27 protein-coding genes and 1 pseudogene are annotated in these 26,142 nt (G+C 74.1%); 5 read left to right on the top strand and 23 right to left on the bottom strand.

The features are described 5' to 3' along the window. Nucleotides 1-194: 194 nt before the first annotated feature. Nucleotides 195-902, top strand: a complete 708-nt coding sequence (locus tag ACH4OA_RS11835; protein WP_397968815.1) for a CBM20 domain-containing protein — start codon at nt 195-197, stop codon at nt 900-902. Nucleotides 903-1,147: 245 nt separating this feature from the next. Here ACH4OA_RS11835 and ACH4OA_RS11840 read toward each other — a convergent pair whose 3' ends face one another. Then, a complete protein-coding gene (locus ACH4OA_RS11840) occupies nt 1,148-1,810 on the bottom strand; it encodes a histidine phosphatase family protein (RefSeq protein WP_365878845.1) in 663 nt (220 codons plus the stop codon). A gap of 74 nt (nt 1,811-1,884) precedes the next feature. Here ACH4OA_RS11840 and ACH4OA_RS11845 point away from each other — a divergent pair, with 74 nt between their 5' ends. The 3 genes from ACH4OA_RS11845 (at nt 1,885) to ACH4OA_RS11855 (ending at nt 4,574) form a co-directional block, all read left to right on the top strand. Next, the gene (locus tag ACH4OA_RS11845; RefSeq protein ID WP_365878847.1) at nt 1,885-3,381 is read left to right on the top strand and encodes a phosphatase PAP2 family protein; all 1,497 of its coding nucleotides are present in this window, start codon (nt 1,885-1,887) and stop codon (nt 3,379-3,381) included. Nucleotides 3,382-3,539: 158 nt separating this feature from the next. Next, nucleotides 3,540-4,361: a class I SAM-dependent methyltransferase gene (locus ACH4OA_RS11850; RefSeq protein WP_397938670.1), complete on the top strand. Its 822-nt coding sequence runs from the start codon at nt 3,540-3,542 to the stop codon at nt 4,359-4,361. Between the two features lie 42 nt (nt 4,362-4,403). After that, the gene (locus ACH4OA_RS11855; protein WP_365878851.1) at nt 4,404-4,574 is read left to right on the top strand and encodes a hydrophobic protein; all 171 of its coding nucleotides are present in this window, start codon (nt 4,404-4,406) and stop codon (nt 4,572-4,574) included. A 19-nt stretch (nt 4,575-4,593) separates the two neighbouring features. Here the strand turns inward: ACH4OA_RS11855 and ACH4OA_RS11860 are convergent, their stop codons facing one another. The 13 genes and pseudogenes from ACH4OA_RS11860 to ACH4OA_RS11920 all read right to left on the bottom strand — a co-directional run bounded on the left by ACH4OA_RS11860 (nt 4,594) and on the right by ACH4OA_RS11920 (nt 12,766). Further along, nucleotides 4,594-4,875, bottom strand: a complete 282-nt coding sequence (locus ACH4OA_RS11860; protein ID WP_397938672.1) for a gas vesicle protein K — start codon at nt 4,873-4,875, stop codon at nt 4,594-4,596. Continuing rightward, nucleotides 4,872-5,060 (bottom strand): gas vesicle protein, encoded by a 189-nt coding sequence (locus ACH4OA_RS11865; RefSeq protein WP_365878855.1) that lies wholly within the window; start codon nt 5,058-5,060, stop codon nt 4,872-4,874. Before ACH4OA_RS11865 ends, ACH4OA_RS11860 begins: the two co-directional genes overlap by 4 nt. Further along, the gene (locus tag ACH4OA_RS11870; RefSeq protein ID WP_397948320.1) at nt 5,057-5,830 is read right to left on the bottom strand and encodes a GvpL/GvpF family gas vesicle protein; all 774 of its coding nucleotides are present in this window, start codon (nt 5,828-5,830) and stop codon (nt 5,057-5,059) included. Before ACH4OA_RS11870 ends, ACH4OA_RS11865 begins: the two co-directional genes overlap by 4 nt. Next, complete coding sequence (locus ACH4OA_RS11875) at nt 5,827-6,162, bottom strand: gas vesicle protein (protein WP_365878859.1); 336 nt, start codon at nt 6,160-6,162, stop codon at nt 5,827-5,829. Before ACH4OA_RS11875 ends, ACH4OA_RS11870 begins: the two co-directional genes overlap by 4 nt. Beyond that, nucleotides 6,159-7,490 carry an SRPBCC family protein gene (locus ACH4OA_RS11880; protein ID WP_397968817.1) on the bottom strand — a complete coding sequence of 444 codons (1,332 nt, stop codon included), beginning with the start codon at nt 7,488-7,490 and terminating at the stop codon, nt 6,159-6,161. The genes ACH4OA_RS11875 and ACH4OA_RS11880 overlap by 4 nt, the downstream gene beginning before the upstream one ends. Next, nucleotides 7,487-8,101 carry a DNA primase gene (locus ACH4OA_RS11885; RefSeq protein WP_397938679.1) on the bottom strand — a complete coding sequence of 205 codons (615 nt, stop codon included), beginning with the start codon at nt 8,099-8,101 and terminating at the stop codon, nt 7,487-7,489. The genes ACH4OA_RS11880 and ACH4OA_RS11885 overlap by 4 nt, the downstream gene beginning before the upstream one ends. Continuing rightward, nucleotides 8,098-8,361, bottom strand: a complete 264-nt coding sequence (locus ACH4OA_RS11890) for a gas vesicle protein GvpG (protein WP_397938681.1) — start codon at nt 8,359-8,361, stop codon at nt 8,098-8,100. The genes ACH4OA_RS11885 and ACH4OA_RS11890 overlap by 4 nt, the downstream gene beginning before the upstream one ends. Nucleotides 8,362-8,392: 31 nt before the next feature. Further along, nucleotides 8,393-9,163, bottom strand: coding sequence for a GvpL/GvpF family gas vesicle protein (locus ACH4OA_RS11895; protein ID WP_397938683.1), 771 nt, complete (start codon nt 9,161-9,163; stop codon nt 8,393-8,395). Further along, the gene (locus tag ACH4OA_RS11900) at nt 9,160-9,582 is read right to left on the bottom strand and encodes a gas vesicle structural protein GvpA (protein ID WP_365878868.1); all 423 of its coding nucleotides are present in this window, start codon (nt 9,580-9,582) and stop codon (nt 9,160-9,162) included. The genes ACH4OA_RS11895 and ACH4OA_RS11900 overlap by 4 nt, the downstream gene beginning before the upstream one ends. 65 nt (nt 9,583-9,647) lie before the next feature. Continuing rightward, a complete protein-coding gene (locus tag ACH4OA_RS11905; RefSeq protein ID WP_397968818.1) occupies nt 9,648-10,034 on the bottom strand; it encodes a gas vesicle protein in 387 nt (128 codons plus the stop codon). Between the two features lie 44 nt (nt 10,035-10,078). Further along, nucleotides 10,079-10,510: pseudogene (locus ACH4OA_RS11910) on the bottom strand (ATP-dependent DNA ligase); the annotation flags it as partial. 101 nt (nt 10,511-10,611) lie between these two features. Further along, on the bottom strand, nt 10,612-12,459 hold the full coding sequence (locus ACH4OA_RS11915) for a transketolase (RefSeq protein WP_397938687.1): 1,848 nt from the start codon (nt 12,457-12,459) through the stop codon (nt 10,612-10,614). After that, a complete protein-coding gene (locus ACH4OA_RS11920; RefSeq protein WP_397948317.1) occupies nt 12,446-12,766 on the bottom strand; it encodes a hypothetical protein in 321 nt (106 codons plus the stop codon). Before ACH4OA_RS11920 ends, ACH4OA_RS11915 begins: the two co-directional genes overlap by 14 nt. Before the next feature lie 203 nt (nt 12,767-12,969). Between ACH4OA_RS11920 and ACH4OA_RS11925 the strand changes: the two genes are divergently transcribed. Beyond that, on the top strand, nt 12,970-13,926 hold the full coding sequence (locus ACH4OA_RS11925) for an LLM class F420-dependent oxidoreductase (RefSeq protein ID WP_397948314.1): 957 nt from the start codon (nt 12,970-12,972) through the stop codon (nt 13,924-13,926). 162 nt (nt 13,927-14,088) lie between these two features. Here the strand turns inward: ACH4OA_RS11925 and ACH4OA_RS11930 are convergent, their stop codons facing one another. From ACH4OA_RS11930 to ACH4OA_RS11970, 9 genes are all read right to left on the bottom strand, one after another. Then, on the bottom strand, nt 14,089-14,535 hold the full coding sequence (locus ACH4OA_RS11930; RefSeq protein ID WP_397968819.1) for a phage holin family protein: 447 nt from the start codon (nt 14,533-14,535) through the stop codon (nt 14,089-14,091). A gap of 61 nt (nt 14,536-14,596) precedes the next feature. Next, entirely contained in the window at nt 14,597-15,142 is a 546-nt protein-coding gene (locus tag ACH4OA_RS11935) for a GNAT family protein (RefSeq protein WP_365874524.1), read from the bottom strand. Between the two features lie 17 nt (nt 15,143-15,159). Next, nucleotides 15,160-16,083, bottom strand: coding sequence for an LD-carboxypeptidase (locus ACH4OA_RS11940; RefSeq protein WP_397968821.1), 924 nt, complete (start codon nt 16,081-16,083; stop codon nt 15,160-15,162). Further along, on the bottom strand, nt 16,080-18,035 hold the full coding sequence (locus ACH4OA_RS11945; protein WP_397948310.1) for an LpqB family beta-propeller domain-containing protein: 1,956 nt from the start codon (nt 18,033-18,035) through the stop codon (nt 16,080-16,082). The genes ACH4OA_RS11940 and ACH4OA_RS11945 overlap by 4 nt, the downstream gene beginning before the upstream one ends. Nucleotides 18,036-18,050: 15 nt before the next feature. Then, the gene (locus tag ACH4OA_RS11950; RefSeq protein ID WP_365874518.1) at nt 18,051-19,367 is read right to left on the bottom strand and encodes a M20/M25/M40 family metallo-hydrolase; all 1,317 of its coding nucleotides are present in this window, start codon (nt 19,365-19,367) and stop codon (nt 18,051-18,053) included. Next, the gene (locus tag ACH4OA_RS11955) at nt 19,360-20,193 is read right to left on the bottom strand and encodes a M55 family metallopeptidase (RefSeq protein ID WP_397968822.1); all 834 of its coding nucleotides are present in this window, start codon (nt 20,191-20,193) and stop codon (nt 19,360-19,362) included. The genes ACH4OA_RS11950 and ACH4OA_RS11955 overlap by 8 nt, the downstream gene beginning before the upstream one ends. 71 nt (nt 20,194-20,264) lie before the next feature. After that, a complete protein-coding gene (locus ACH4OA_RS11960) occupies nt 20,265-20,987 on the bottom strand; it encodes a class I SAM-dependent methyltransferase (protein ID WP_397968823.1) in 723 nt (240 codons plus the stop codon). 74 nt (nt 20,988-21,061) lie between these two features. Further along, complete coding sequence (locus ACH4OA_RS11965) at nt 21,062-23,536, bottom strand: SpoIIE family protein phosphatase (protein ID WP_397968824.1); 2,475 nt, start codon at nt 23,534-23,536, stop codon at nt 21,062-21,064. 151 nt (nt 23,537-23,687) lie between these two features. Then, nucleotides 23,688-26,126: an MFS transporter gene (locus ACH4OA_RS11970; RefSeq protein ID WP_397938707.1), complete on the bottom strand. Its 2,439-nt coding sequence runs from the start codon at nt 26,124-26,126 to the stop codon at nt 23,688-23,690. Nucleotides 26,127-26,142: the final 16 nt, after the last annotated feature.

A 26,142-nucleotide genomic window follows, 5' to 3' on the forward strand; every position in this document is an offset into this window, starting at 1 on the left:
GCATGCCACCCGCCACCGCGCCCTTTCGTTCAGGACTTTGATGAAGCAGCCGAAAAAATTCGGGCGATGCGGCCGAAACGCGTCCCCGGGTGGACGCGGCGAGCACGTTCGGTCACGTTGCGATTCCAAGCTGTGTTGGGATGTGCGCGGACGGCGGGCACGGGCCCGCCGCCTCCCGTTCCGAAGGGAATGACATGCTCGCGATACGCGATCGGGTCCCGGCCGCCTGGCGGCCGGTCCTCTTGCTCGCCGTGCTCCTCGCCGGACTGCTCGCCGGCACCGCTGCCCGCGCCCACGCCACCACGGCCGAGGACGCCTCGGTCACCTTCCGGGTGCAGGCCACCACCCAGGGCGAGACCCTGCTGGTGTCCGGCAGCGCTCCGCAGCTCGGCTCCTGGGACCCGGCCAAGGCCGTCCCCCTGGGCACCACCGCCAGCGCCTATCCGCAGTGGTCGGCCGGCGTGCGGCTGCCCGTCGGCGCCACGGTGCAGTACAAGTACATCAAGCGCTCCCCCACGGGGACCGTGACCTGGGAGAGCATCCCCAACCGCAGCCTGACCGTCTCCCCGGACGTGCCGGGCACCGACGACCGCTGGAACGTCGGCCAGGCGACCGCCGCCTTCCACGCCACCGCCTCCACCACGTGGGGCCAGACGCTCTACGTCTCCGGGGACCTGGCCGACCTCGGCGCCTGGGACCCCGCCAAGGCCCTCCCGCTGACCACCGACTCGGCGTCCTACCCGCTGTGGTCCGGCGCCCACCGGCTGCCGTCCGGCACCGCCGTGCAGTACAAGTATCTGAAGAAGAACCCCGACGGGACGGTGATCTGGGAGAACGGTGACAACCGCACCGTCACGACGCCGTCCACCGGCACCCTGACGCTCGACGACACCTGGCGCTGACACCGCCGGCACCGGGGCCGAGGGGTATGGGACAGATACCCCTCGGCCCCGGCACCCGCCAGTGTGCCCGGCACCACGGACGGACGGAAACGGGCGCGGTTCGCGGGCCTGTGGTCCGATGGTCCGGATCAGGCCGGGCTCGCGGGCCCGGTCGCCGCGCGGTGACACCGCGCCTGATCCGCCCGGCCCGGACGGCCCGGGCGGAAGGCCCTGGATCAGCCCGGCATGATCCGCACGTGAGGCTTCTAGACGCCCCGGGCCGCGTCCAGCGCGTCCCCGGCCGGGCCGCCCTCGCCCGCCGGCTCCACCAGGGCGCCCTCCCAGGACAGGACCTGCCAGCCGTCGTCCGGGGAGCCCTCCAGGACGATCACGCCGGTGTTCTCCAGCGGGCGGGCCGCGGCGAAGGCGACGTCCACGTTGGCGGCGCGGGCGGCGGTCCAGACACGGATCGCGGCGCCGTGGCTGACCATGGCGACGGTCCGGACCCCGCTCGCGGCGGCCTCGGCGACCACAGCGTCGTACCGGGCCAGGGCCTCCGTGCCGCTCTCGCCGCCGGGCATGCGCAGCGCGGTGTCCCCGGCCGCCCACGCGAACGCCGTGCGCAGGTACCGCTCGCCCTGCGGGGAGTGTCCGGGCAGCATCTCCAGGTCGCCGGCGGACAGCTCGCGGATGCCGTCCCGGACGATCACCTCCAGGCCGCGGGCGGCGGCCAGCGGTGCGGCGGTCCGCTGAGTGCGCACCAGCGTGGAGGCGTAGAGCGCCCCGATGTCCTCGCCGGCGAGCGCCGCCGGCAGCGCGGCGGCCTGTGCCTCGCCGAGCGGGGTCAGTCCCGGGCCGGGCACCGCGGTGTCCAGCAGATGGTCCAGGTTGGACGGGGTCTGGCCGTGGCGGACGAGGAGCAGGCGCATCCGGGGTTCTCCTCCCGCGCCGGACCGCCGGCGCTCGGGGACACGAAAAGGGCACTTCAGGGTAACCGCACCGCATGAGCCCAGATCTGGACCTGACTGATCCCGCGGCCGCCGCCCGTGCCCCGCTGCGTACGCTGCTCGACCTCGACGGGCGGCTGTTCGAGGCCGCCGCCGCCTGGAACTGGCCCGGCGCCGAGCGGGTGCTGCCCCGGCTGAGCCGGAGCGCGAACCACGGCGTGCTGTGGTTCGCGACGGCCGCCGCCATGGCCGCGAGCCGCACCCCCCGGGGCCGCCGGGCCGCGGTCCGGGGCCTGGCCTCGCTCGGTCTGGCCTCGCTGACGATCAACACCCTCGGCAAGCGCTCGGTGCGCCGGGCCCGGCCGGCGCTGGACCCGGTGCCGCTGGTGCGGCGGCTGAAGCGGCAGCCCATCACCACGTCCTTCCCGTCCGGGCACGCGGCCTCCGCCGCCGCCTTCGCGGCCGGGGTGGCCCTGGAGTCCCCGGCCTGGGGCGCGGCGGTGGCACCGGCGGCGTTCTCGGTGGCGGCGTCCCGGGTCTACACGGGCGTGCACTTCCCGAGCGATGTGCTGGCCGGGGCGGCGCTCGGGGCGGGCGCGGCCTTCCTGGTACGGCGGCTGGTGCCGACCCGCGCCCAGGTACGGCGGCCCGCCCGGCCGCGGGCCGAGGTCCCGGCGCTGCCCGAGGGCGACGGTCTGGTGATGGTCGCCAACCAGGCGTCGGGGACGGCGGACCGGGTGCGTGCGCTGCACGCCGCGCTGCCGGCGGCGGAGATCGTCGAGTGCGCGCCGGAGGACGTCGGGGAGGAGCTGGAGAAGGCGGCGGCCCGGGCGCGGGTGCTCGGGGTGTGCGGGGGCGACGGCACGGTGAACGCGGCGGCGGAGGTCGCGCTGCGGCACGGGCTGCCGCTCGCGGTGCTGCCGGGCGGCACCCTGAACCACTTCGCCTACGACCTGGGCGTGGAGGACGAGCGCCTGCTGGCCCGGGCGGTCCGGCACGGCGAGGCGGTCCGGGTGGACGCGGGCCGGTTCACCGCCGGGGACCGGCAGGGCCTGTTCCTCAACACGCTGAGCCTCGGCGTGTACCCGGAGCTGGTGCGCGCCCGGGACCGCTGGTCGCACCGGATCGGCGGCTGGCCGGCCGGGGTGCTGGGCGCGCTGCGCGTGCTGCGGGCCGACCGGCATCCGCTGGAGGTGGAGGTGGGCGGGGACCGGCGGCCCCTGTGGCTGCTGTTCGTCGGCGCCGGCGTCTACCACCGCATGGGGCTCACGCCGGGCCGCCGCACCGATCTGGCGGACGGGCTGCTGGACGTGCGGGTGGTGCACGGCAGCCGCAGGCCCGCGCTGCGGCTGCTCGCGGCGGCGGTCGCGGGCCCGCTGACCCGGTCGCCGGCGCACGCGGCGGTGCAGGTGAACCGGCTGCGGCTGACCGGTCTCGCCCCGGACACCCCGCTGGCCTACGACGGCGAGGTGACGGCGGTGTCGGGCGAGGTGACCTTGGAGAAGCTGCCGGAGGCCCTGACCGTCTACCGCCCGCTGAGCCTGAACGGCTGAACACCGCACCGGCCCGCCCGGGATCCCGGTCCGCCCACGGACGCACGTCCACATGGCGAGATCGGGGTCTCACCATGCGGGTGGCGCGCGTACCGTGAGGCCGTACCGGCGGGCGGGGCCCGGCCGGTTTCGGCCACTACGGGTGAAGGGGCACAGCCATGCCGGAAGCACGGGAGAGCGCCGTCTACACGCACGGACACCACGAGTCGGTGCTGCGTTCGCACACCTGGCGGACCGCCGCCAACTCCGCGGCCTATCTGCTCGGCTCCCTGAAGCCCCACATGAAGATCCTGGACATCGGTTGCGGGCCCGGCACCATCACGGCCGACCTGGCGGCCCTGGTCCCCGACGGCCACGTCACCGGAGTCGACCAGGCGCCCGGCGTCCTGGAGCAGGCCCGGGCCACCGCCGCCGCACGGGGTCTGGCCAACGTCGACTTCGCGGTGGCCGACGTGCACGCCCTGGACTACCCGGACGACACCTTCTGCGTGGTCCACGCCCACCAGGTGCTCCAGCACGTGGGCGACCCGGTGCGGGCGCTGCGGGAGATGCGCCGGGTGACGCGGCCGGGCGGGTTCATCGCCGTACGCGACGCGGACTACGCGGCGATGACCTGGTACCCGGCGGTGCCCGGGCTGGACGACTGGCTGGACCTGTACGAGCGGGTGGCCCGCGCCAACGGCGGCGAGCCCGACGCCGGGCGCCGGCTGAAGGCCTGGGCGCTGGCCGCCGGCCTGACCGACGTCACCGCCACCTCCAGCACCTGGACCTACGCCACGGCCGGGGAGCGGGAATGGTGGAGCGGGCTGTGGGCGGACCGCACCCTGGCCTCCGCCTACGCCGACCGGGCCACCGGGGGCGGTCACGCCACCCCGGAGCGGCTGCGGGCCGTCTCCGGGGCGTGGCGGGAGTGGGGCAGGCGCGAGGACGGCTGGTTCGCCGTGCTGCACGGGGAGATTCTGTGCCGCAAAGAAGCCTGATCCGTGAATTTACGGAAACACGATCGGCAGGAGGTTCACACTATGGTTCCCATTCTGCTGGTACTGCTTCTGGCCGTCGTTCTTTTCGGCCTCGGCTTCGCCGTGAAGATCCTCTGGTGGATCGCCCTGGCGGTCCTGGTCATCTGGCTGCTGGGCTTCCTGGTCCGCAGCACGAGCGCCGGGGGCGGCCGGGGCCGCTGGTACCGATGGTGAGGTGACGTCCGCGGACGTCTCAGTCACGCGGCAGCAGCGGTCCGAGCGGCCCGAGGTCCAGGTTCAGGTCCTCGGGCCGCAGTCCGTAGCGGTCGCGCAGCTCGGCCATGCGGTCTTCCAGGAGCATGAGGGTGAGACCGATCCGCTCCTCCTGCTCCTCGGTCAGGTCACCGGTGTCGAACCGGCGCACGGCCTGCCGCTCCATGAGCTGGCGCAGCAGTTCCACCACGGTCAGCACCAGTTTCACCAGGTCGCGCTCGACCGTGTCGGGCTCCAGGTCGAGCCGTTTGCGCGCGCTCACAGCAGCTCCTCGAAGGGTGAGGGGACCGTTTCGTTCACCGAGCTGATCAGCGCGTTCAGATCGATGCGGACGAGGTCCACGTCCGCGATCCGCAGGGTGATGTCCCCGGTGATCACGACCCCGCCGGCCAGCAGCCGGTCGAGCAGGTCGACGAGTGCGATCTCCCGCCGTTCGACGACGGTCACGACGCGGCCTCCCCAGTGAACGAATAGGCGGCCCACGGGCCGGTGAGTTCGACCCGGATCCCGGATTCCTCGTCCTTCGTGCGGTCCACGAGTTCCACGAATTCCTCGGAATGCGCCCGGGACACCAGATAGGCCGCGTTGAGCACGTTCTTTCCCGCCGCGCCGGACAGCGCGGAATTCTGCGGCGCGTGCAGGCGGACGTCCTCGGCGCGCCCGGCCAGGCGCTCGTGCAGCGACCGGGCGAACCCCTCGGCCCGCTGCCAGGTCTCCTCCCGGGCCTGGCCGCGCTCGCGCCGGCGGCGCAGGTACTCCCGGCCGCTTCCCGGCTTGGCCTGCGGCCCGGCGGGCACGGGCTCGGCCGGTTCGGCGGGCTCGGCTTCGATGTACACCTTCACGCCCCACTCCACCCGGCCGTCCAGCCGGTCCAGCAGGGAGCGGAAGTGGTCCTCCCGGGCCTCGATCATCGTGCGCACGGCGCTGTCGTCGCGGAAGACGGTGGCGAGCCGCAGCGGCAGCGGGGTGGTGACCGTGGTGAGCGCGTCGACCACGCCCTGGTGGGCCCGGGCGGTCGCGGAGAGCCAGTCGAGGTCCTCCAGGTGGGCCTTCAGCGCGTCCTCGCAGAAGTCGGCCTCCGGGACCGTACTGACCACCGCGACCAGCCCGTGGTGGTGCAACAGGGCCGGCGGAGCACCGCCGACGCCCGTGAGTTCCGCCTGCAGCGGCGTCCCGAAGGGGCGGCACACGGCGTACACGTACCGCAGTCCGGTCATGGTGCCTCCCTCGGGGCGCGGCCGAGTTCCAGTTCCTCCAGCCGGGCGAGCCGCTCTCTCAGCTCGGCGTTCTCCCGGGCCAGCTCGTCCCGGCGGGCTCCGGAGGACAGCGCCGGATCGGTCTCCCACCAGTCGATACCCATCTCCTTGGCCTTGTCGACCGACGCGACGATGAGGCGCAGCTTGATGGTGAGCAGTTCGATGTCGAGCAGGTTGATCCGGATGTCACCCGCGATGACGACACCCTTGTCGAGCACGCGCTCCAGGATGTCGGCGAGGTTGGCCCCCGAGCCCTGGCCATAGGGCTCGGGGAAACGGCCGGGTGTCGTCATCGACGGCCCCCGCGCCCGGCGTACTCGGGTTCCTCTTCCTCGTCCTCCGCCTCTTCCGCCGCTTCCGCGTCCTCGTCGTACTCGGCGTCCTCGGCGTCCTCGGGTTCGGCCTCGTCCTCGTAAGGCTCCTCTTCGTCCTCCTCGGCCTCGCCGGACTCCGCGTCCTCCTCGTCCTCGTACGGGCCCTCTTCCTCGTCCTCGTACGAGCCGTCCTCCTCGTCCTCGTCCTGCTCCGGGGCCTCTTCGCCGTCGTAGGACTCCGTCTCCTCCTCGTAGGGCTCCTCTTCGGCCTCCCCGGGCTCCGCGCCCTGGACGCCCTCGTCACCCTCCTGGGGCTCCTCGCCCTCGTCGGTCTCCTCGGGCTCCTCGTCCTCTTGGGGTTCCTCGGACTCGTCCCCGGACGCCTGCGCCTCGGACTCCTGGTCCTGGTCCTGCTCCTGTTCCCGCTCCTCCTCGGCCACGGCGTCCTCGTGGCTGCGGACCACCTCGCCGTCGCGGATCTCGCCGCGCCAGGCGTCCTCCGCCTCTCCCTTGAGGGTGATGAAGCGGGCGAAGTTCTTCAGGTCCAGCCTGGCCCGGCGGCCCTGCGCGCGCCAGATGTTGCCGGTCTTCTCGAACAGACCGGTCGGGTAGTACTCGATGACCAGCAGCACCCGGGTGAGGTTCTCCTCCAGCCGGTGGAAGGAGACCACGCCCTTGGTGGTGCCCTTGGCGCCCTCCGACGTCCACTGGATGCGGTAGTCGGGTATCTGCTCGGTCGTCTGCGCCTTCCAGCTGCGGCTGGACCAGAAGATCTTCGCCTGCCAGTCGGAGTGGGTGTCGTCGGAGCGGCTCGCGCTCTTGACGCCCTTGGCGAAGGTGCTGAAGCTCTGGTACTGCGTCCACTGGTCGTAGGCGGTGCGCAGCGGCACGCCGACGTCGACGGACTCCATGATGACGGTGGGCTTCTTGCCCGCGCCGCCCTTCTTGCCCTTGCCGCCCCCGAGACTTCTGACCGCGTCCATCACGTTCTCCTTGGCGCGGGAGGCGCCCACCTCCAGGGCGGAGCGCAGCGGGCCCTTGCCCTCGGCCAGCTTGCGGCCGCCGTCGAGCGCCAGCTTGGCGAAGCCGGGGCTGTTGCCCTCGGCGATGTCGTTCAGCTTGCCCGTGGTCTGGCCCAGCTTGCGGCCGAGGCCGGTGAGCATCTTCGTGGCCTGCGCGGACAGGTACTCCTGTGCCTCCGCCTTCAGCCGGTCGGCGGCCTCGCTGTGGGCGATCTGGGCCAGCGGGCCGTCCTGTCCGGTGGCCTTGCCCGCCGCCTGGCCGGCGGATCCCTGGGTCTCGGTCATCGGTCATCGCCGCCCTTCGACGGCCGTGCGGCGGCGCGGCCGGCACCGGTCGTCTGCTGCGCGGCCTTGCGGGCCGCGGTGGTCTTCTTGGCCGCCGTCTTCTTCGCGGGAGCCGTCTTCTTGGCCGCGGCCTTCTTGGCGGGGGCCGTCTTGCCCGGCGCCTTCTTGGCCGGTGCCTTGCCGCGCGGCCCGGCCTCCCGGTCCCCACCGCCCTCACGGCCGCGTTCCCGGCGCTCCTCGCGCGGCTCGGCGCTCTCCTCGTCGTCCGTCTCGTCCTCGGAGCCGCCCGGCGCGGCGCCCGACAGCTGGTCCCGCACCTGTGCGGTACGGCCCTGCAACCGGTCGGCGAGCGAGTTGAGCTGCCGCTCGACCATCGCGCCGGAAGCCGCCTTGCCGACGCCCCGCATGTCCTGGCGCAGCTGGTCCCCGATCTCCTTGAACTGGGGGTTGCTCTTCAGCTGCTGGCTCACCACGTCCGCGAGCATCTTCGGGCTGAGGTTCAGCTTCTTGCCGGCCACCAGGGAGCCGACGGCGAGCGCCATCTTCAGCTTCTTGGTGCGTCCGAGCATGTATCCGGCCCCTACGGCGAGGCCCAGTGCCGTTCGGTTCATCGTCCCGTTCCGTTGCCTGTGGTGTCGCCGGAGCGCAGCGCGGTCTCCAGCCGGTCGAGCAGTTCGTCCTCGGTCCGGTCGAACTCCTCCTCGGTGATCTCGCCCGCCTCCAGTCGCTCTTCGAGACGGGCGAGTTCGGCCCGTACGGTGGCGGGGTCGTAGTAGATCCGTTCCGCCTCGCGGAGCACCTGTTTGACGGCCCACGCGCTGCCGCGCACGGGCGCGAAGGGCAGCATCAGCACTTCGCCGATCAGTCCCACGGTGGTCTCCTTCCGTTCGGGCCGGCGAGCGCTACTGCGCGCCGGTGTCCGCGCCGGCCGCGGTGCCCGCGGGCTCGGCCGGACCGGGTTCGACGAAGCTGTACGGCGGCAGCGGCCCGTGGACCCGCAGTTCGAGGTGGGGGCGGCCGGCGCGGATCTCGTCGACGGTGTCCAGGAAGGCCCCGGCGGTGTCCCGGGGCACCAGGTACGACACGTTCAGCAGCCACCCGGTGGACTCGGGGCCCACGCTGACCGCGGCGGCGGCCGGAGCCAGCAGGCCCCGCACCTCGTCGGCGTCCTCGGCCTCCTTGGCCTTGACGAGGGCGGCGACCATCTCGCCGAGGCGGATCTTGTCGTCGTAGCTGCCCCCGCCGGAGCGGCGGTTGGCCTCGGCGAGGCTCCGCGCCTGGGCGTTCTCGGCCATCACCAGATGCAGCACGGCATCCTCGACATGCGTGGCCTTGACGTTGTACTCGACCTTGCCGTCCAGCTCGCGCAGCCGCTCCGCGTAGTGGTCCGCCCGCTCGCTGAGCACCTGGACGACGGCGTCGTCGTCGGGGGCGACGCTGCCGAACCGCATCGGCAGCACACAGCCGCCGGCGCCGGCCTCGGCGAGCACGTTCTGGTGCGCGAGCAGGTCCCTGCGCTTGGGGCGCAGGTCCTCGGGAGCGTCGCTGACCACGGCGGCGAGGTCGCCGGCCGTGACAACGCGGACGGTCCGGGCCGGCTGGCCCACGCCGGTCGTACCCTCGGGCAGCGCCGGGTGCGACCGGGCGGTGATCCCGTAGACGTAGGTGCTCACTCCTGCTCCTCCTTACGGCGCGCCGGGGCCTTGCGGGCACGCGGCCGGGACTCGCTCTCCCCTTCCTGACGGGCCTGGGTGAAGGCGTCGGATATGGTCTGGGCGGCGCCGGACAGCGCCCCCTTGGACTTGCCGCGGGCGCCGGACTCGGTGACCTCGCCGACGATCTCGGGCAGGCCGGGGCTCTTGTTCGGACCCGACTCCAGGTCGAGGCGGTTGCACGCCTCGGCGAAGCGCAGATAGGTGTCGACGCTGGCCACGACGACGCGGACATCGATCTTCAGGATCTCGATACCGACCAGGGAGACGCGGACGAACGCGTCGATGACCAGTCCTCGGTCGAGGACCAGCTCGAGCACGTCGTAGAGGCCGCTGCTGCCGCCTCCGCCTCCGGACTGCTGTGCCGGGACAACACTCATGCCGGCGATTCCTCCTCGTGCCTAGTAGGGTGCACGGACTGCGCGGCCGGGGCGCGGCCGGCGGCTCAGCGGCCGCCGCGCGCGTCGGCCCGGCCGCGTTCGTAGCGGCGGACGCGCCGGTATCCGGTGAGCTGGCCCTCGGGGTCCAGCTCCACCTGGTAGCTCGCCATCAGGCTCATGGTGTCGGGCACCCGGGCGAGTTCCAGCACCTCGACCTCGAGTGACCAGCCGTCCTCGGTCTGCTCGAAGGAGGAGACGGTCTCGGGGACGAGCCCGGTGAGTTCCGTGAGCTGGGCGCGCGCCTGGCGCAGCACCTCCATGAGCGCCGGCCGGCGGCCGCCCGCTGTCTTCCGTTCGTCGTCGTGCGTGTCGTGCGTGTCGTGTGCACCGGAATCCGATGCTTGGCTTTCGTGTGAACTCTGTGTTTTCGGTGTGCTGTTTGTGTTCGACATGGCCACCTCTCCCTGCGTGTGGCCGCTCCTCCCTTGGCCAAACCTCAGGAGCGCATGTCATCGAGCCGGCGCCGGGCCGGGCCGAGGGAACGGCCCCGCCGTGGCAGGCCGGCCCACGGCCGGGTGCGGGCCTGTGCGGCGGCGTCGGCGGGGGTCCACCGGCGGGCGTCGAGCGCGGGATCGTCCACGTGCTTCCAGGCTAGGGGCATGGCGACCGGGGCGCCCGGGCGGGCGCGGACGCTGTAGGGGACGACGGCGGTCCGGGCGTGGGCGTTGCGCTGGACGTCGAGGGGCAGGCGGCCCGCACGGTCCTTCTTGCGGGCCGCGGTGGTGAGCGGGTTCGGGTGCCGGGCGGCGGCCGGCCCGGCGACGTCGTGGGCGATGCCGCGCACCTCGTCGAAGGTCTGGCGGCCGTCCAGCGGGACGACGAGGTGCGGGCCGCGCGAGCCGGTGGTCATGGACGCGGCGGGCAGGCCCGGCTCGGCCACGCCCGCGCGGCCGGGGAAGAGCACCTTCCCCGGCCGCTGGATCCGCACGGTGCGGCGGCCCGCCCGGACGGTCCGGGCGTCGCCGTGGCTCATCGCACGACCGCCTCCTCCACCAGCAGACGGGCCGCCGCGGCGATGCCGACGGCGTCGATGCCGGCCGCGTGCAGCTGCTCGTCGGGCGCGGCGGAGCCGGGCATGGTGCGCACCGCCAGCCGGACCAGGCGGGGCACCGGCCGGCCGTCGGCGAAGGCCTCCGCGACGGCGTCCCCGAGGCCGCCCTCCGGGTGGTGGTCCTCGACGGTGAGCAGACAGCCGGTCTCCTCGGCGGCCCGGCGCAGGGTCTCGGCGTCGACGGGCTTGACCGAGTACGCGTCGATCACGCGCACCCGGATGCCGTCCTCGGCGAGCCGGTCGGCCGCCGCCAGCGCCTCGGGCACGGTGATGCCCGCCGCGACGACCGTCAGCCGGTCGTCCTCGGCGGAGCGCAGCGTCTTGCTGCCGCCGACCGGGAACTCCTCGTCCGGGCCGTAGATCACCGGGGTCTTGCCGCGGGAGGTGCGCAGGTAGCGGATGCCGTCCAGGCCGGCCATGGCCTCGACCAGCCGGGCGGTCTGGTGGGCGTCGCACGGGTAGAGCACCGTCGAGCCGTACACGGACCGGAACATCGCCAGGTCCTCCAGGCCCATCTGCGAGGGGCCGTCCTGCCCGATCGCGACCCCGGCGTGCGAGCCGACCAGGTTGATCCCGGAGCCGCTGATGGCCGCCATGCGCACGAAGTCGTGGGCGCGGGTGAGGAACGCGGCGAACGTGGAGGCGTACGGCAGCCAGCCGCGCGCGGCCATGCCGACGGACGTGGCGACGAGCTGCTGCTCGGCGATGTAGCACTCGAAGAACCGGTCGGGGTGCTCCTTGGCGAAGTCCTCGGTGCGGGTGGAGTCGCCGACCTCGCCGTCGAGGGCGACGACGTCGCCGCGCGCGGTGCCGAGCGCGGCCAGCGCCTTGCCGAAGGCGTCCCGCGTCGCGACCTCCTCCCCCAGGTCGTAGCGCGGCAGCCGGACGGCCTCGCGGGTGAGCGAGCGCGGCGCGACGGCGGCCTGCGGCTCGCTCACCCGGATCCGCAGGTCGCGAGAGCCGCCGAGTTCGGCGATGGCGTCCTCGGCCTCGGGCAGCGGCTTGCCGTGCAGTCCCTCGCGGTCCTCGACGGCGGCCACGCCCTTGCCCTTGAGGGTGCGGGCGAGGATCGCGGTGGGCTGCCCGGTGGTGGACAGCGCCTCCCCGTACGCCCGGTCGATCGCGTCGACGTCATGGCCGTCGATCTCGATGGTGTGCCAGTCGAAGGCCTGGAAGCGGCGGGCGTAGGCGTCCAGGTCGTGGCCGTGCCGGGTCGGGCCGCGCTGGCCGAGCCGGTTGACGTCCACGACGACGATCAGGTTGTCCAGGTGCTCGTAGCCGGCGTGTTCGGCGGCCTCCCACACCGAGCCCTCCGCCAGCTCGCTGTCGCCGCACACCACCCACACCCGGTAGCCGGTGCGGTCCAGCCGCTGGCCGGCGAGGGCGATGCCGACACCGACCGGCAGGCCCTGGCCGAGCGAGCCGGTGGCCGTCTCCACCCAGGGCAGCCGGCGGGGCGTCGGGTGGCCCTCCAGGCGGCTGCCCAGCTTGCGGAAGGTGACCAGCTCGCCGTCCTCGATGGCGCCGGCCGCCTTGTACGCGGCGTACAGCAGCGGGGAGGCGTGTCCCTTGGACAGGATGAAGCGGTCGTTGGCGAGGTGGTCGGGGCGTTCGAAGTCGTAGCGCAGGTGGTTCGCGAGCAGGACGGCCAGCAGGTCGGCGGCGGACATCGAGGACGTGGGGTGCCCGGATCCGGCGGCGGCGGACGCCCGGATGCTGTCCACGCGCAACTGCTGTCCCAGTTCGGCGAGTTCATCGGTGTTCATGTGTCTCCTCGGTCTCCTTGCGCGGCGGGGCCGTCCGGGTCGGTACGGCCGCGGTTCCGGTACGGGTGCTGGTCTCGGTGCGGCCACTGGTTCTGATGCGGCCGCTGGTTCCGGTACGGCCGCTCGCGTCGGCGCGGTCGTGCGCTGCGGTACGGCCGGGCGGTGTGCCCGGCGGCGGCGCGGCCACCCGGCGGGTCTCCGGGGCACCCGCGGCGGCCCGGGTCGGCGGGGACGGGCGGCGGCCGGCCGGGCCGGGCGGCACGAGGCCGGCGTCGGCGCCGGCCGTCACGACGCGAGGTCGGCTCACGGTGCGCCTCCGGCGGTGCGGCTCGTCCGAGGTCTTCCGCGTAACCGGGGCCGGGGCACCCAAACTCCGGGCCGGTCACCCGTACGGCACGCGCCCGCGCACGCGCCGGTGCCTTCGCCCCGGCGTTTCGCGCGGGCGCGCCCGGTTACCCGGGCCCGGTCCGGATCACACCCCGGTCCCACCCCCACGCGGAGGTTTCGCCCATGCCCGAGTACGGCTACTTCCTGGCGGCCGAGGAACACGATCCCGCGGCCCTGGTCGAGCAGGCCCGGATGGCCGAGCAGGCCGGCTTCCAGGCGCTGTGGATCTCCGACCACTACCACCCGTGGAACGACGCGCAGGGCCAGAGCCCCTTCGTGTGGTCGGTGATCGGGGCGCTGTCACAGGCGGTGTCGCTGCCCATCGAGACGGCCGTGACCTGTCCGACCGTGCGCACGCACCCGGCGGTCGTGGCCCAGGCCGCGGCGACCAGCGCGGTGATGACAAACGGCCGCTTCCGGCTCGGCGTCGGCACCGGCGAGGCGCTGAACGAACACATCCTGGGCGACCGCTGGCCTCCGCTGCCCGTGCGGCTGGAGATGCTGGAGGAGTCCATCCACGTGATGCGCCGGCTGTTCACGGGCGAGGAGGTCAGCCACCACGGCACGTACTACACGGTGGAGAACGCCCGCCTCTACACCGTCCCGGACGAGCCCGTCCCGATCGACATCTCCGGCTTCGGCCCGAAGGCGACCGCGCTGGCCGCCCGCGCCGGCGACGGCTACATCACGATGATGCCGGAGCAGGAGATGGTCACCCGGTTCCGCGAGGGCGGCGGCGGGGCCAAACCGGTCAGCGGCGGCACGAAGGTCTGCTACGGCGCCGACCGGGACGCGTGCGTCCGTACGGTGCACCGGCTCTGGTACAACGAGCTGCTGCCCGGCGAGATGGGTCAGGTGCTGCCCTCGCCCCGGCACTTCGAGCAGCTGCACGAGCTGGTCACCGAGGACATGGTGCGGGACAAGGTCGTCTGCGGGGACGACGCCGACCAGCACGTCGGCGCGCTGCGGGCGTTCGCCGACGCCGGGTTCGACCGGGTGTACGTGAACCAGATCGGGCCGGACCAGCGCGGGTTCTTCGACTTCTACCGGACGAAGGTGCTGCCGCGGCTGGCCGGGTGAGCGGGCGGCCCCACGGACGGGACGGCGGGACGGCGGGAGCCGGTCGCCCCCGCCGCCCCGCCGTCCGGACCGGGCCGGTGGTGTCCCGGCCGTGGGGCCCGTGAGACCCGGTGGGTGCTTGTGTCAGGCCCGGTGGGTGCCCGTCAGGCCGGTGGGTGCTTGTCAGGCCCGGTGGTGCGGGGTGTCGTCCGGCGGGCTGTCCGGCATCGGCGGGTACGGCATGCCCAGCCCCGACGGCGGAGCCCCGGGAGGGGTGCCCCCGACCACGCGGTGCGGGGCGTGCGGCTCGTGCGGCTCGTGCGGCTCGTGCGACGCGTGTCCGGAGTGGGCGGCGCCGCGCAGGAAGTAGGCCACCGCGCCCAGCAGCGCGCCGGTGATCAGCGCCGCGGCCCAGCCGGGCAGCCCGGCCGCCAGGGCCAGGCCCACCGCGAGGGCCACCGCGCCGCCCGCGTACAGCGCGGCGGCACCCGACGCGGCGTAGAGCATGGCGGTGCGGCGCTGCTTGCGGGACTGCTCGCGCAGTTCGTCGCGTACCGTCTCCCGTGCCACCTGTGCCAGTTCTTCGACAAGGTGCTTGTCCAGATGTTCCAGGTGATCGAAGCGGTCCATGTCCTCGCGGGTACCCGCCCCTCACAGCCGGTAACGCCCGGGGGCCGCACGGCGCGGCGGGTCAGCCGCGCATCTCGGCGGTGAGGGCCCAGCGTTCGTGATCGCGCCAGGCACCGTCGACGTAGAGCATGGCCGGCGAGAAGCCCTCCAGGCGGAAGCCGGCGCCCCGGGCGAGGGCGATGGAGGCGGCGTTGCCGGGCTGGACGTTGATCTCCAGCCGGTGCAGCCCCAGCGGCCCGAACGCGTACCCGGTGACCAGCTCCAGGGCCTCGCGCATCAGGCCCCGCCCGGCCGCGTGCGCGAAGGCGCCGTAGCCGAGGGCGCCGCACTGGAAGCCGCCGCGCACGATGTTGTTGATGTTGATGAAGCCGGCGATGCCCCCGCCGTCCCGCTCGCAGACCAGGAACCCGGCGCGGGACGGATCCGCGATCAGCCGGCCCGCGTAGCCGGCGTACGCCTCGTCGCTGTCCGGCGGGAACAGCCACGGCCGGTGCAGGTCCTTGCTCTCCCGGGCCCGCGCGGTGAACTCGGGGCCGTCCTCCAGGGTGAAGGGGCGGATGGCGACCCGGGGACCTGCGGCGAGGTGACGGGACGGAGGGTGCGGCATCCGGCCAGCCTACGGCGTCAGCGCAGCGCCGGCTCGGCGAGGGCCAGCGTGCCCGTGTCCGCGTCCAGCTCCGCCGCGACCCCGAACGGGACCGTCAGTGCCCCGGCACAGTGGCCGAAGCCCACGTCCTCCACCACCGGGACCCCGAGTCCGCCGAGCCGGTCGGCCAGCAGGGGCCGCAGTTCCGCCGGGTCCGCGCACTCCTCCCACGAGCCCAGCAGCACCCCGCGCACCCCGTCCAGCCAGCCGCAGCGCAGGAGTTGGGTGAGATACCGGTCCAGCCGGTACGTCTCCTCCCCCACGTCCTCCAGGCAGAGCAGCCCGCCGCGCGCGGAGGACCGGGAGTGCGGGGTGCCGAGACCGGTCGCGAGCAGACTGGGGCAGCCGCCGAGGGTCACGCCGCGGGCCCGGCCGGGCACGAGCGCGGCGCCGTCCCAGGCGAGGGTGCGGACCGTCTCGGGCGCGAACAGCGTGGCCCGCAGGTGCTCCTGGGCCCGCGCGTTCTTCAGGAAGTCGGCGCCGGCCGCCATCGGCCCGTACAGCGTGGCCAGTCCCAGCCGGACGGCGATCGCCTCGTGCAGCACGGTGAGGTCGCTGAACCCGACGAAGACCTTGGGTCCGGCCGTCCGCAGCGCGTCCCAGTCGAGCAGGTCGATCATGCGCTGTGCGCCGTAGCCGCCGCGGGCGCACAGCACCGCGTCCACGGAAGGGTCGCACCAGGCGCGCTGGAAGTCGGCTGCGCGGTCCGCGTCCGTGCCGGCCAGGTAGCCGAACTCCGGGTGACGGTCCAGGACATGGGCGCCGGCCACCGGTTCGAGGTCCCAGCCGCACAGCACGTCGAGGCCGGCCTGCAGCCGTTCCTCGGGCACGGGCCCGCTGGGGGCGACGACGGCGACCCGGGCGCCGGGGGCCAGCCGGCGCGGTCGTGTCAGTTCCTTCACGGGGCCAGCTCCAGCTTCGCTGCCGGCGGTGTCGGGTCCAGCCCGAACACCTGGACGTACAGGGACAGTTCGGCTTCCAGGGCGGTCACCATGGTCTCGGCCCGCCTAAACCCGTGCCCCTCGCCGGCGAAGGTGAGGTAGGCGTGCGGCACCCCCCGGCCGGCGATCCGGGCGAGGAAGCGTTCGCACTGGGCGGGCGGGCAGATGACGTCCTCCAGGCCCTGGAGCAGCAGGAAGGGCACGCGCAGCCGGCCGGCGTGGGTGGCCGGGGAGCGTTCGGCGTACCGCTCGGGGACCTCGGCGAGCGGGCCGATCAGCGACTCCAGGTAGCGGGACTCGAAGTCGTGGGTCTCGCCGGGGCCCCAGGTGGCGAGGTCGAGCACCGGGTAGACGATGGTGCCGCAGGCGTAGACGTCGGTCGTGGTCAGGGAGGCCGCGGCGGTCCAGCCGCCGGCGCTGCCGCCCCGGATCGCCAGCCGGGCGGGATCGGCGGTGCCCTCCTCGGCGAGGCCGCGGGCGACGGCCGCGCAGTCCTCGACGTCGACCACGCCCCACTGCTCGCGCAGCCGCTCGCGGTAGGCCCGGCCGTAGCCGGTGGAGCCGCCGTAGTTCACCTCGGCGACCCCGATGCCCCGCGAGGTGAAATAGGCGATGGCCAGGTCCAGGACGAGCGGTGTCCGGCTGGTGGGGCCGCCGTGCGCCCAGATCACGTACGGCGGCAGTTCGCCGTCGGGCGCGGTCCGTTCCGGGTGGTGCGGCGGATGGACGTGGGCGTGCACCTCGCGGCCGCCGGGACCGGCGAAGGTGCGCACCTTCGGCCGCGGGTAGTAGGCCGGGTCGACGGGGTCGCGGTGGCGGGCGCCGGTCACGCGGGCGCGGCCGGTGGCGGTGTCCAGCTCGACCACCTCGTAGCCGGTGCGCGGGCTCGCGCCGACCGCGACGACGCGCTGGCCGTGGGTGGTGAGGGTCGGGGCCCATTCGGTCCACGGTCCGGCGGCGTCCGCGATCTCGCCGGTCTCCGTGTCGAGTATGCCGAGCGCGGTCGGTCCGCGGCCGTGCACGACGGCGAGCAGGCCGTGGTCCAGCGGCGCGAACCAGCGCAGCCCGAGCTGCCACAGGGGTCCGGCGAACTCCTCCGGCCGGGGGCACAGCGGGGTGCCGTCGCGGTAGAGGTTCCACCAGCCGTCGCGGTCGCTCGCGTACAGCAGGGCGCCGTCCGGCGCCCACTCCGCCTGGGCGACGGCCTCCCGGGGCCCGCCGGCGACCGTGCGGACGTCCGTCAGCCGGCCGTCCGCGCCGACCTCGGCGACCAGCAGCTCCGTGCCGTCCCACGGCATCCGCGGATGGTCCCAGCCCAGCCAGGCGGCCCGCCGGCCGTCGGGAGAGAGCCGGGCGCCGGTGACGAACCGGTGCCGGGGCGCGGTGAGGTGCCGGACGGCGGCGCGGTCGGCGGCGGCCGAGCCGTCCAGCGGTACGGCTGCCAGGACCCGGCGCACGTCGTCGGGGCCGTCCCCGGTGAACTCCTCCAGCACGCACCACACTTCGCCGCGGGCGAGGTCGACGCGGGGCTCGGCCCAGCGCAGCCCGCCGCCCACCGGGGACAGCGGGGTGAGCGGGACCGGTTCGCCGCCGGGCTCGAACCGGTACAGCCGCTGGTCGGCGAAGTGCGTGAAGACGATCAGCGGACGGCCCTCGCGCACCGTCCCGGTCCAGGGCCGGCCGCCGTACTCGATGACCCGGCTGCGCACGTTCCAGGGCGCGGGCAGCACCGGTTCCTCGGTCCCGTCGCCCCGCCGCCGGACCAGGGTGCGCCGGCCGCCCTCGGCGGGCCGGGGCTCGGTCCACCAGATCTCGTCGCCGACGAAGTCCACCCAGTCCGGGCGGCCGTCGTGGGCGGCGGCGAGCGCGGCGTCGACGGGCGACGGCCACGATCCGTACGGTGCCTCGGCCATCTGCTCCCCCCTCGTCTAGGCCGACCGCAGGAAGCGGTCGAGGACACGGACGCCGAAGTGCAGCGCCTCGACGGGCACGCGCTCGTCCACCCCGTGGAACAGCGCCTGGTAGTCGAGACCGGCGGGCAGCTTCAGCGGGGCGAAACCATAGCCGGTGATGCCGAGCCGGGAGAACTGTTTGGCGTCGGTGCCGCCCGGCATGCAGTACGGCACCACGTGCCCGCCGGGTGCGAACTCCTCGACCGCGGACCGCATCTTCGCGAACAGCGGTGTGTCCACGGGTGCCTGGAGGGCGGTTTCCCGGTGGGCGAACTCCCAGCGCACGTCCGGGCCGGTCAGCCGGTCCAGGGTGGCGGCGAACTCCTCCTCGGTGCCCGGCAGATAGCGTCCGTCCACATAGGCGACCGCCTCGCCCGGGATGACGTTGACCTTGTAACCGGCGTCCAGCATGGTCGGGTTGGCGCTGTTGCGGAGGGTCGGCTCGACCAGCGCGGCGGCCGGGCCCAGCTTCTCCAGCAGCCGGTCCACGTCGGTGCGGCCGGTGTCGATGCCGTACAGCGCGGCGAGCGCGTCCAGGGCGGCGCGCACGGTCGGGGTGAGCCGCGGCGGCCAGGCGTGCTCGCCGACGCGGGTGACGGCGGCGGCCAGCCGGGTCACCGCGTTCTCCCGGTTCACCCGGGAGCCGTGTCCGGCCCGGCCGTGCGCGGTGAGCTTCAGCCAGGCGGTGCCCCGCTCGCCCGCGGCGATCGGGTAGATCTCGCGCCCGGAGCCGTCGTGGAAGGTGAAGGCGCCCGACTCGCCGATGCCCTCCGTACAGCCCTCGAAGAGTTCCGGGTGCCGGCCGGCGAGGAACCCGGAACCGTCCTCGGCGCTGGCCTCCTCGTCGGCGGTGAAGGCGATGACGAGGTCCCGGCGGGGCCGTACGCCCCGCCGGGCCCAGGACCGGACCACCGCGAGGATCATCGCGTCCATGTTCTTCATGTCGACGGCGCCCCGCCCCCACACCACCCCGTCCAGGACCTCGCCGGAGAACGGGTGCACCCGCCAGTCGGCGGCCTCGGCGGGTACGACGTCCAGGTGGCCGTGGACCAGCAGCGCGTCGGCGGACGGGTCGGTGCCCTCGATCCGGGCCACCACGTTGGTGCGGCCCGGGGTGCGCTCCAGCAGCAGCGGGTCCAGGCCCGCGCCGGCCAGCCGTTCGGCCGCGTACTCGGCGGCGGGCCGCTCCCGGCAGTCGCCGCCGCCCCGGTTGGTGGTGTCGAGGCGGATCAGCCCGGAGGTGAACTCCACGACCTCCTCCAGGGCCAGCTGATCGGCTCGCGGGTCAGCCATACTGCTCCTCCACGGCGGCGGAGGCGATCGTGGTGACCGCCTTGAACGTCCTGATGCCCTCGTACATGGTGACGCTGGTGTACGCCGCCTTGCGCTCACCGGTGCGCGCCACGCCGGGGACGACGGTGACGGCCGACGCGAGGTGCTCGGCGTCGAACTCCACGGTGATCGTGAACGGCCCCGCGTCCACCGGATCCTGACGCACCGCCAGCCCGGCGCCGGCCTTGGCCGCCGCGCGGATGTCGGCCGCCGTGCGGGCCGGGGTCCGGCACACGGCCGCGTACCGGGAGACGTGGTCCTTGACGGCGACCTTCGGCGCCCCGGGCGCGTAGCCGAGGGCGTCCTCGCAGGCCACGTCGTCGCCGGTGACGAGGACGACGGGAACGCCGTACTCGGCGACGACGTGCGCGTTCAGCAGGCCCTCGCTGGCGCGGACGCCGTTCAGCCACACCCCGGTGATCTGGTTGGCGAGATAGGTGTGGGCGAGGACGCCCTCCATGCCGGCGCCCGCGTGGTAGCCGACGAACGCGATGCCGTCGACGTCACCGTGCTGGACGCCCTCCACCATCGACAGCGCCTTGTGCCGGCCGGTGAGCATCTGCACCCGCTCGTCGAGCCGCTCCAGCAGCAGGTTGCGCATGGTCCAGTGGGCCTCGTTGACGAGCACCCGGTCGGCGCCGCCGTCGAAGAAGCCCTCCGCGGCGGCGTTCACGTCCGAGGTGAACATCGACCGGCACCGCTCCCACTGCGGCGTCCCCGGCAGCACGTCGGCGGGCCAGGTGACGCCCGTGGCCCCCTCCATGTCGGCACTGATGAGGATCTTCATGCCGTGTCACGTTACGCGCCGGCCGGCCCACTGGCCACGACCCCGCGGCGGGAAGCGGTGCCGGGTCCCGGTCAGGCCCGGGCGAGGACGAACCAGCGGGCCGGCAGGTCGATACGGGTGCCGTCCGGGAGGTGCTCGGTCTGCGGCACGGCCGTGTCGCCCCCGGCCAGCACGGTGAGGCCGGCCCCGGTGAGCAGGCGCGGGATCTCGTCGTCGGGCGCGTCGGCGGGCTTCAGTCCGTGGTGGAAGACGCGGCGCAGTTTGGGCGGCGGGCCGTCCGGTCCGGCCGCCGCGCGGGCCAGCACCTCCCGGGAGGCGGAGGTCAGCTCCACCACGAAGGCGCGGCCCCGGGCGCCGAGGATCCCGGCGACGGCGGCGGCCACCGCGGGCCGCGCGGCCGGTTCGCTCTGGTGGATGACGGCCCGCATGTAGACGTGGGCGTCGCCGAGCCGCTGGTGCAGGGCGTGTACGGCGGCGGCGTCGGTGAGGTCGAGCTGCTGGAACTCGACGGCCGTCTCGCCGTCCGCGGCGCGGCGGGCGTGTTCGACGGCCGCGTGGGAGAGGTCGACGCCGACCGCGCGGGCGAACCGGGTGGCCAGGTACCGGGTCTGGGTGCCGTTGCCGCAGCCGAGGTCGACGATGGTGCGGTCCGGGTCGGCGTGCGACAGGAGCAGTTCGGTGTGCGGTGCGGCGCTCAGGGCGGGATCGGAGTCCCATATCGCCTCGCCCCGGGCGTCGGAGGTCTCGCGCCAGTAACTCTCCCACGCGTTGCGGTAGGTGTCCGAGATGTTCATGCGATCTCCCCACGGTTCGGTTCCGTGCTCGGGATATCGCGCGGAGCGGTGCAGGGGCAAGGGCCGGGCGGCCCTCACCTTCCCGCGTCGGTGACGGTCTGCTCGAACCAGACGGTCTTGCGGTGCCCGGTGGCGCTGGCGCCCCACTCCCGGGCCAGTCGGCTGACCACCCGCAGGCCGCGTCCCGACTCGTCCTCGGGACCCGCGTGCAGCAGGGCGGGCAGGGCGGGCTCGTCGTCGGTGACCTCGAACAGCAGCGCGTCGCTGCGCACGATCCGCAGGCCGATCCGGTCGCTCCCGGCGTGCCGTACGGCGTTGGTGACGACCTCGCTGACCAGCAGTTCGGCCGTCTCCGCGAGCTGGGGCAGGCCCCAGTTGCGCAGTTGTCCGCGCACCAGGCGGCGGGCCCGGGACGCCTCGCGCGGGTCGGCGTCGAGCCGCCATTCGGCGACGTCGTCGTCGGGGATGCCGTTCAGCCGCGCCATGAGCAGGGCCACGTCGTCCTTGCGTCCGCCGCGGGTGTTCAGCGCGCGGATGATGGTGTCGCAGGCGTCGTCCATCGAGGCCGCGGGGTGGGCGGCGGACTCGCAGAGCGCGGCCAGGCCCTCGCCGATGTCGGAGCCGCGCACCTCGACCAGGCCGTCCGTGCACAGCACCAGCCGGTCGCCGGGCCGGACCTTGACCCGGATCGTCTCGAACGGGACGCCGCCGACCCCGATCGGGGCGCCGGTGGGCAGCCGGAGGAGTTCGCTGTCACCGTCCTCGGCGCGGACCAGCACGGGCGGGATGTGACCGGCGTTGGCCAGGGTGAGTTCGCCGCGGATCGGGTCGTACACCGCGTACAGGCAGGTGGCGAGGTAGTTGTCGCCGAGCCTGCGGGCCAGGTCGTCCAGGTTGCGCAGCAACTGGGCGGGCGGGGTCTCCATGGCGGCCATGGTCTGTACGGCGGTGCGCAACTGGCCCATCATGGCGGCCGAGTTCAGGCCGTGGCCCATCACGTCGCCGACCACGAGCGCGATGCGCGAACCGGGCAGTTTGATGGTGTCGAACCAGTCGCCGCCGATCCGGCCGAGCTGGGCGCCGGGCAGATAGCGGGTGGCGATGTCACAGCCGGCCAGCCGCGGGGTGACCTGCGGCAGCATGCTGTCCTGGAGGGTGTCGGCGACGTTCTCCTGGTAGGTGTACATGCGGGCGTTGTCGAGCACGAGGCCCGCGCGGGCGGCGAGTTCGGCGCCGGTGGTGCGGTCCATGTCGTCGAACTGCGGCCGGTCGGGGCGGCGCATCAGCACCATGAAGCCGAGGACGACGTTGCGCGCCTTGAGCGGCACGATCAGCAGGGAGCGGCCGTTGATGAGCGGCCGCAGGTCGCGTTTCTCGAACTCGCCGGCGATGCGGTCGCCCAGGTCCTCGGTGACCCGCGGGATGAGGACGGGTTCGCCGGTGACCATGCACCGGTAGAACGGGGTGTGTTCGGGGAAGGCGAAGGCCTCGCCGACCGGCACGGTGTCGTCCCAGCGGCCCGGTTCGTCGTTGTGCTCGACCCACACGCGGTGCATGACGGTGTGGGCGTCCGGCGGGCCGTCCGGGAAGCCCTCGCCGGCCAGCACCGCGGCCCGCAGATGGGTGCCGGCGAAGTCCGCGAACCGGGGCACGGCGGCGCTGGTGACCTCGCGGATGGTCTCGCCGAGGTCAAGGGAGGAGCCGATGCCGGAGCTGACCTCGTTGAGGAACTCCAGCCGCTCGCGGACGGCGGCGTACTCCAGGTCCTGTTCGGCGCCGGCCGGGACCAGGGCGGCCACCGTCCGGTGCGGCGCGGTGACGGAGGCCGGGCCGGTTCCGGCGTGGGCGCGGCCCGGACGGCGGGGCACGCCCCAGTCCGGTGTCACCGGCACCCGCTCGAACTGGCTGAACTCCAGTACCGGATAGCCGAGTTCGAGGACCTGCGCGACGATGCGGGCGCTCAGTCCCGGGCCCATGTTGGGCAGGATGTCGGGCAGGCGCCGGGCGAGTTCGTCGGAGGCGGGCAGTTCGGTGTGGCGGGCGAAGCCGGGCGAGATGCGTTCGGCGGTCTCGTCGTCGTAGCCGCGTTCGGCGCGCAGCCGGGTGGCGTCGGCGGCGAGGACGAGCAGCCGGGAGGGGCCGGGGCCGACCAGCGGGTAGGCCCACCACAGCGCGTCGATCCGCTCGCCGCCGGGGCCCGGCCCAGGCGGGCGGAGCCGGGCGCGGCCCGCCGTGGGGTAGCCGTGGCCGCCGAGCGAGGACTCCAGGTCGGGGCCGGGCCCTTCGTAGGCGTCGAAGGCGTCGGGCGCGGGCCGTTCCCCCGGGTCGTGCAGGTCCTCGGGGAAGGCGCCGGAGACGGGCAGCAGGTCCGCCGCCGGCCGTCCGACGGCGTCCTTCCTGTCCACGCCGAACAGGCGCCCCGCGCCGCTGCTCCAGTGGGACACCAGACCGGCGCGGTCGACGACGACCACGGCCAGCGGAATCCGGCCCGCCGCGGTGTCACCGACGCCGCGTCCGGCGGGTGCGTCCCGCTTGCTGCCACGGTCCATGGCCCAGGCCCTTTCTCCCCACGGCTGTCCGCAAACGATCTGTGCCGCCCGCCACTACGGTACGGCGGCGGCCCGTCGCGATGTGTGCCAATCCTGGAATTAGCCGCGCCGAGTGCACCGGCGCGCGGCCCGGCGCACGGCGTGCGCCCCCTCAGTCCTCGTGCCCGAGCTGGAGGTCGCGTTCGGTGCGGCCACCGCCCGCGACCTGGAGCACCGTGGCGACCGGCGGGTAACCGGCGGCGATGACGGTGTACTCGCCCGAGGAGAGGTCCACGAACCGGAACGTTCCGTCGGCTCCGGTGGTGAGGGTGTCCACGACGTTGCCCGCGGCGTCGAGCAGCGTCACCCGGGCCTCCTCCACGGGACGTCCGCCGCCGGCCCGCACGGTGCCCTTGAGCACGGCGCCGCCGGCGAGTTCGACGTCCTGCCGGGTCTCCCGGGAGGCCTGCACGGTGACCGGGAGGGCGGCGGGCCGGAAGGCGGGGGCGCTGGCGGCGAGGGTGTACTCGCCGGCCACCAGCTCGGTGATGACGTAGCCGCCCTCGCGTCCGCTGCGGGTGGTGGCGACGACCTCGCCGTGCACGTTGGTGAGGGTGACGATGGCGTCCCGGACCGGGCTGCCGTCGGCGGTGAGCACACTGCCGGCCAGGCGTCCGGCGCCGCCGAGGACGACGTCGAGTTCGACGGGGCGTTCGCCGACGGTGACGGAGACGGCCTGCGGCTGGTGTCCGCCGGCGGCGGCGATCAGCACGTAGGAGCCGGCGCCGGGGGTGCCGAGCGCGTACCGGCCGTCCTCGCCGCTGGCGCCCCGGCCGACCTGCTGCCCGGCGACGTCGATGAGGGTGAGCGCGGCGCGGGGCACCACGGTGCCGTCGGCGTGCTGCACCGTGCCGCAGACCGGGATCCCGGCGGCGTAGGGCGCGCGCGCCGGCGCGGCGGCCGTCCCGGCCGGCGGCTGGGGACGGGCCTGGGGGATCGGGGCGTTCACGGTCGGCTGCTCCGTTTCGGCGGTGTGGTGGGACACCAGCGGTTTCTCCTTGAGGAAGAAGGCGATGAGCACGCCGAGGACGAGCACCGGGACGAGGTAGAGGAAGATCCGGGGCATCGCGTCGGCGTAGGCGCGGATGTAGGCGTCGCGCAGGGCCGGGGGCAGCGCGTGCACGAGCTGCGGGGTGAGGGACTCGGGGTCGGGCAGGCCGGTGCCCGCGCGCGGGGGCGTCTCGCGGTGCAGGGCCTCGGTGAGCCGGCCGGCGAAGAGGGTGCCGAAGACGGCGGCACCGACGCTGCCGCCGATCTGCCGGAAGTAGTTGTTGGCGCTGGTGGCGCTGCCGAGGTCGGCGGGGCGTACGGAGTTCTGCACGGCGAGGACGAGGACCGGCATCACCAGGCCGATGCCGGTGCCGAGGACGGCCATCCAGATGCTGTAGTGCAGCCGCGGGGTGCCGGTGTCGAGCCGGGACAGCAGCCACATGCCGACGGCGGAGACGGCGCTGCCGAGCACGGGGTAGATCCGGTAGCGGCCGGTGTGGCTGATGAGCTGTCCGCTGAGCACCGAGGCGCCGACGATGCCGGCCATCATGGGCAGCATCAGCAGCCCGGACCCGGTGGCGCTGGCCCCGTCGACCATCTGCAGGAAGGTCGGCAGATAGCTGGCGGCGCCGAACAGGGCGACGCCGACGACCAGGCCGACCAGGCCGCTGACGGTGAAGACGGAATCGCGGAACAGCCGCAGCGGGATGAGGGGTTCGGCGGCGAAGCGCTCGGCGACGAGGAACAGCGCGGTGGCGATCAGGGCGCCGGCGCCGAGGCCGTGGATCTGCCGGGAGTCCCAGGCGTACTCGGTGCCGCCCCAGCTCGTGAGCAGCACCAGACAGGTGGAGGCGGCGGCCAGCAGCAGCGCGCCGGGGACGTCGAACCGGGCGCGCACGCGGGGCCGGGGCAGTTTCAGCACGACGGTGACGACGGCCAGGGTGACCAGGCCGAAGGGCACGTTGATGTAGAAGCACCAGCGCCAGGAGAGGTGGTCGGTGAAGTAGCCGCCGAGCAGCGGGCCGGCCACGGAGGCGAGGCCGAAGGCGGCGCCGATCAGGCCCATGTAGCGGCCGCGCTCGCGGGGCGGCACGATGTCGGCGATGATCGCCTGCACGCCGATCATGAGGCCGCCCGCGCCGACGCCCTGGAGCGCGCGGAAGGCGATCAGCTGGTCCATGCTGCCGGCCCGCCCGGCGAGCGCGGAGCCGAGGACGAAGACCGCGATGGCGAACTGGAAGACGCCCTTGCGGCCGACGAGGTCGCCCAGCTTGCCGTACAGGGGCAGGCCGATGGTGGAGGTGAGCAGATAGGCGGTGATCGCCCAGGACATCTTGTCCAGGCCGTGCAGTTCACCGACGATCTTCGGCAGGGCGGTGGCGACGATCATCTGGTCCAGGGCGGCCAGCAGCAGCGCCAGCATCAGCCCGAAGAAGACCAACCGGACCCGCCGGGGCCCGAGTTCGGCGCCCGGGGGCGGGGGCGGCGGTGCCGCGGCCGGCTCCCGCTCCGCCGCCGGTGCCGCGGCCGGCTCGTGCCGCGCCAGAGTCGTCCCGCCCACGGACCGCTCCCCTCGT

Origin of the sequence: Streptomyces sp. NPDC017095 (assembly GCF_044332325.1) — a bacterium.
Classification (GTDB): domain Bacteria; phylum Actinomycetota; class Actinomycetes; order Streptomycetales; family Streptomycetaceae; genus Streptomyces.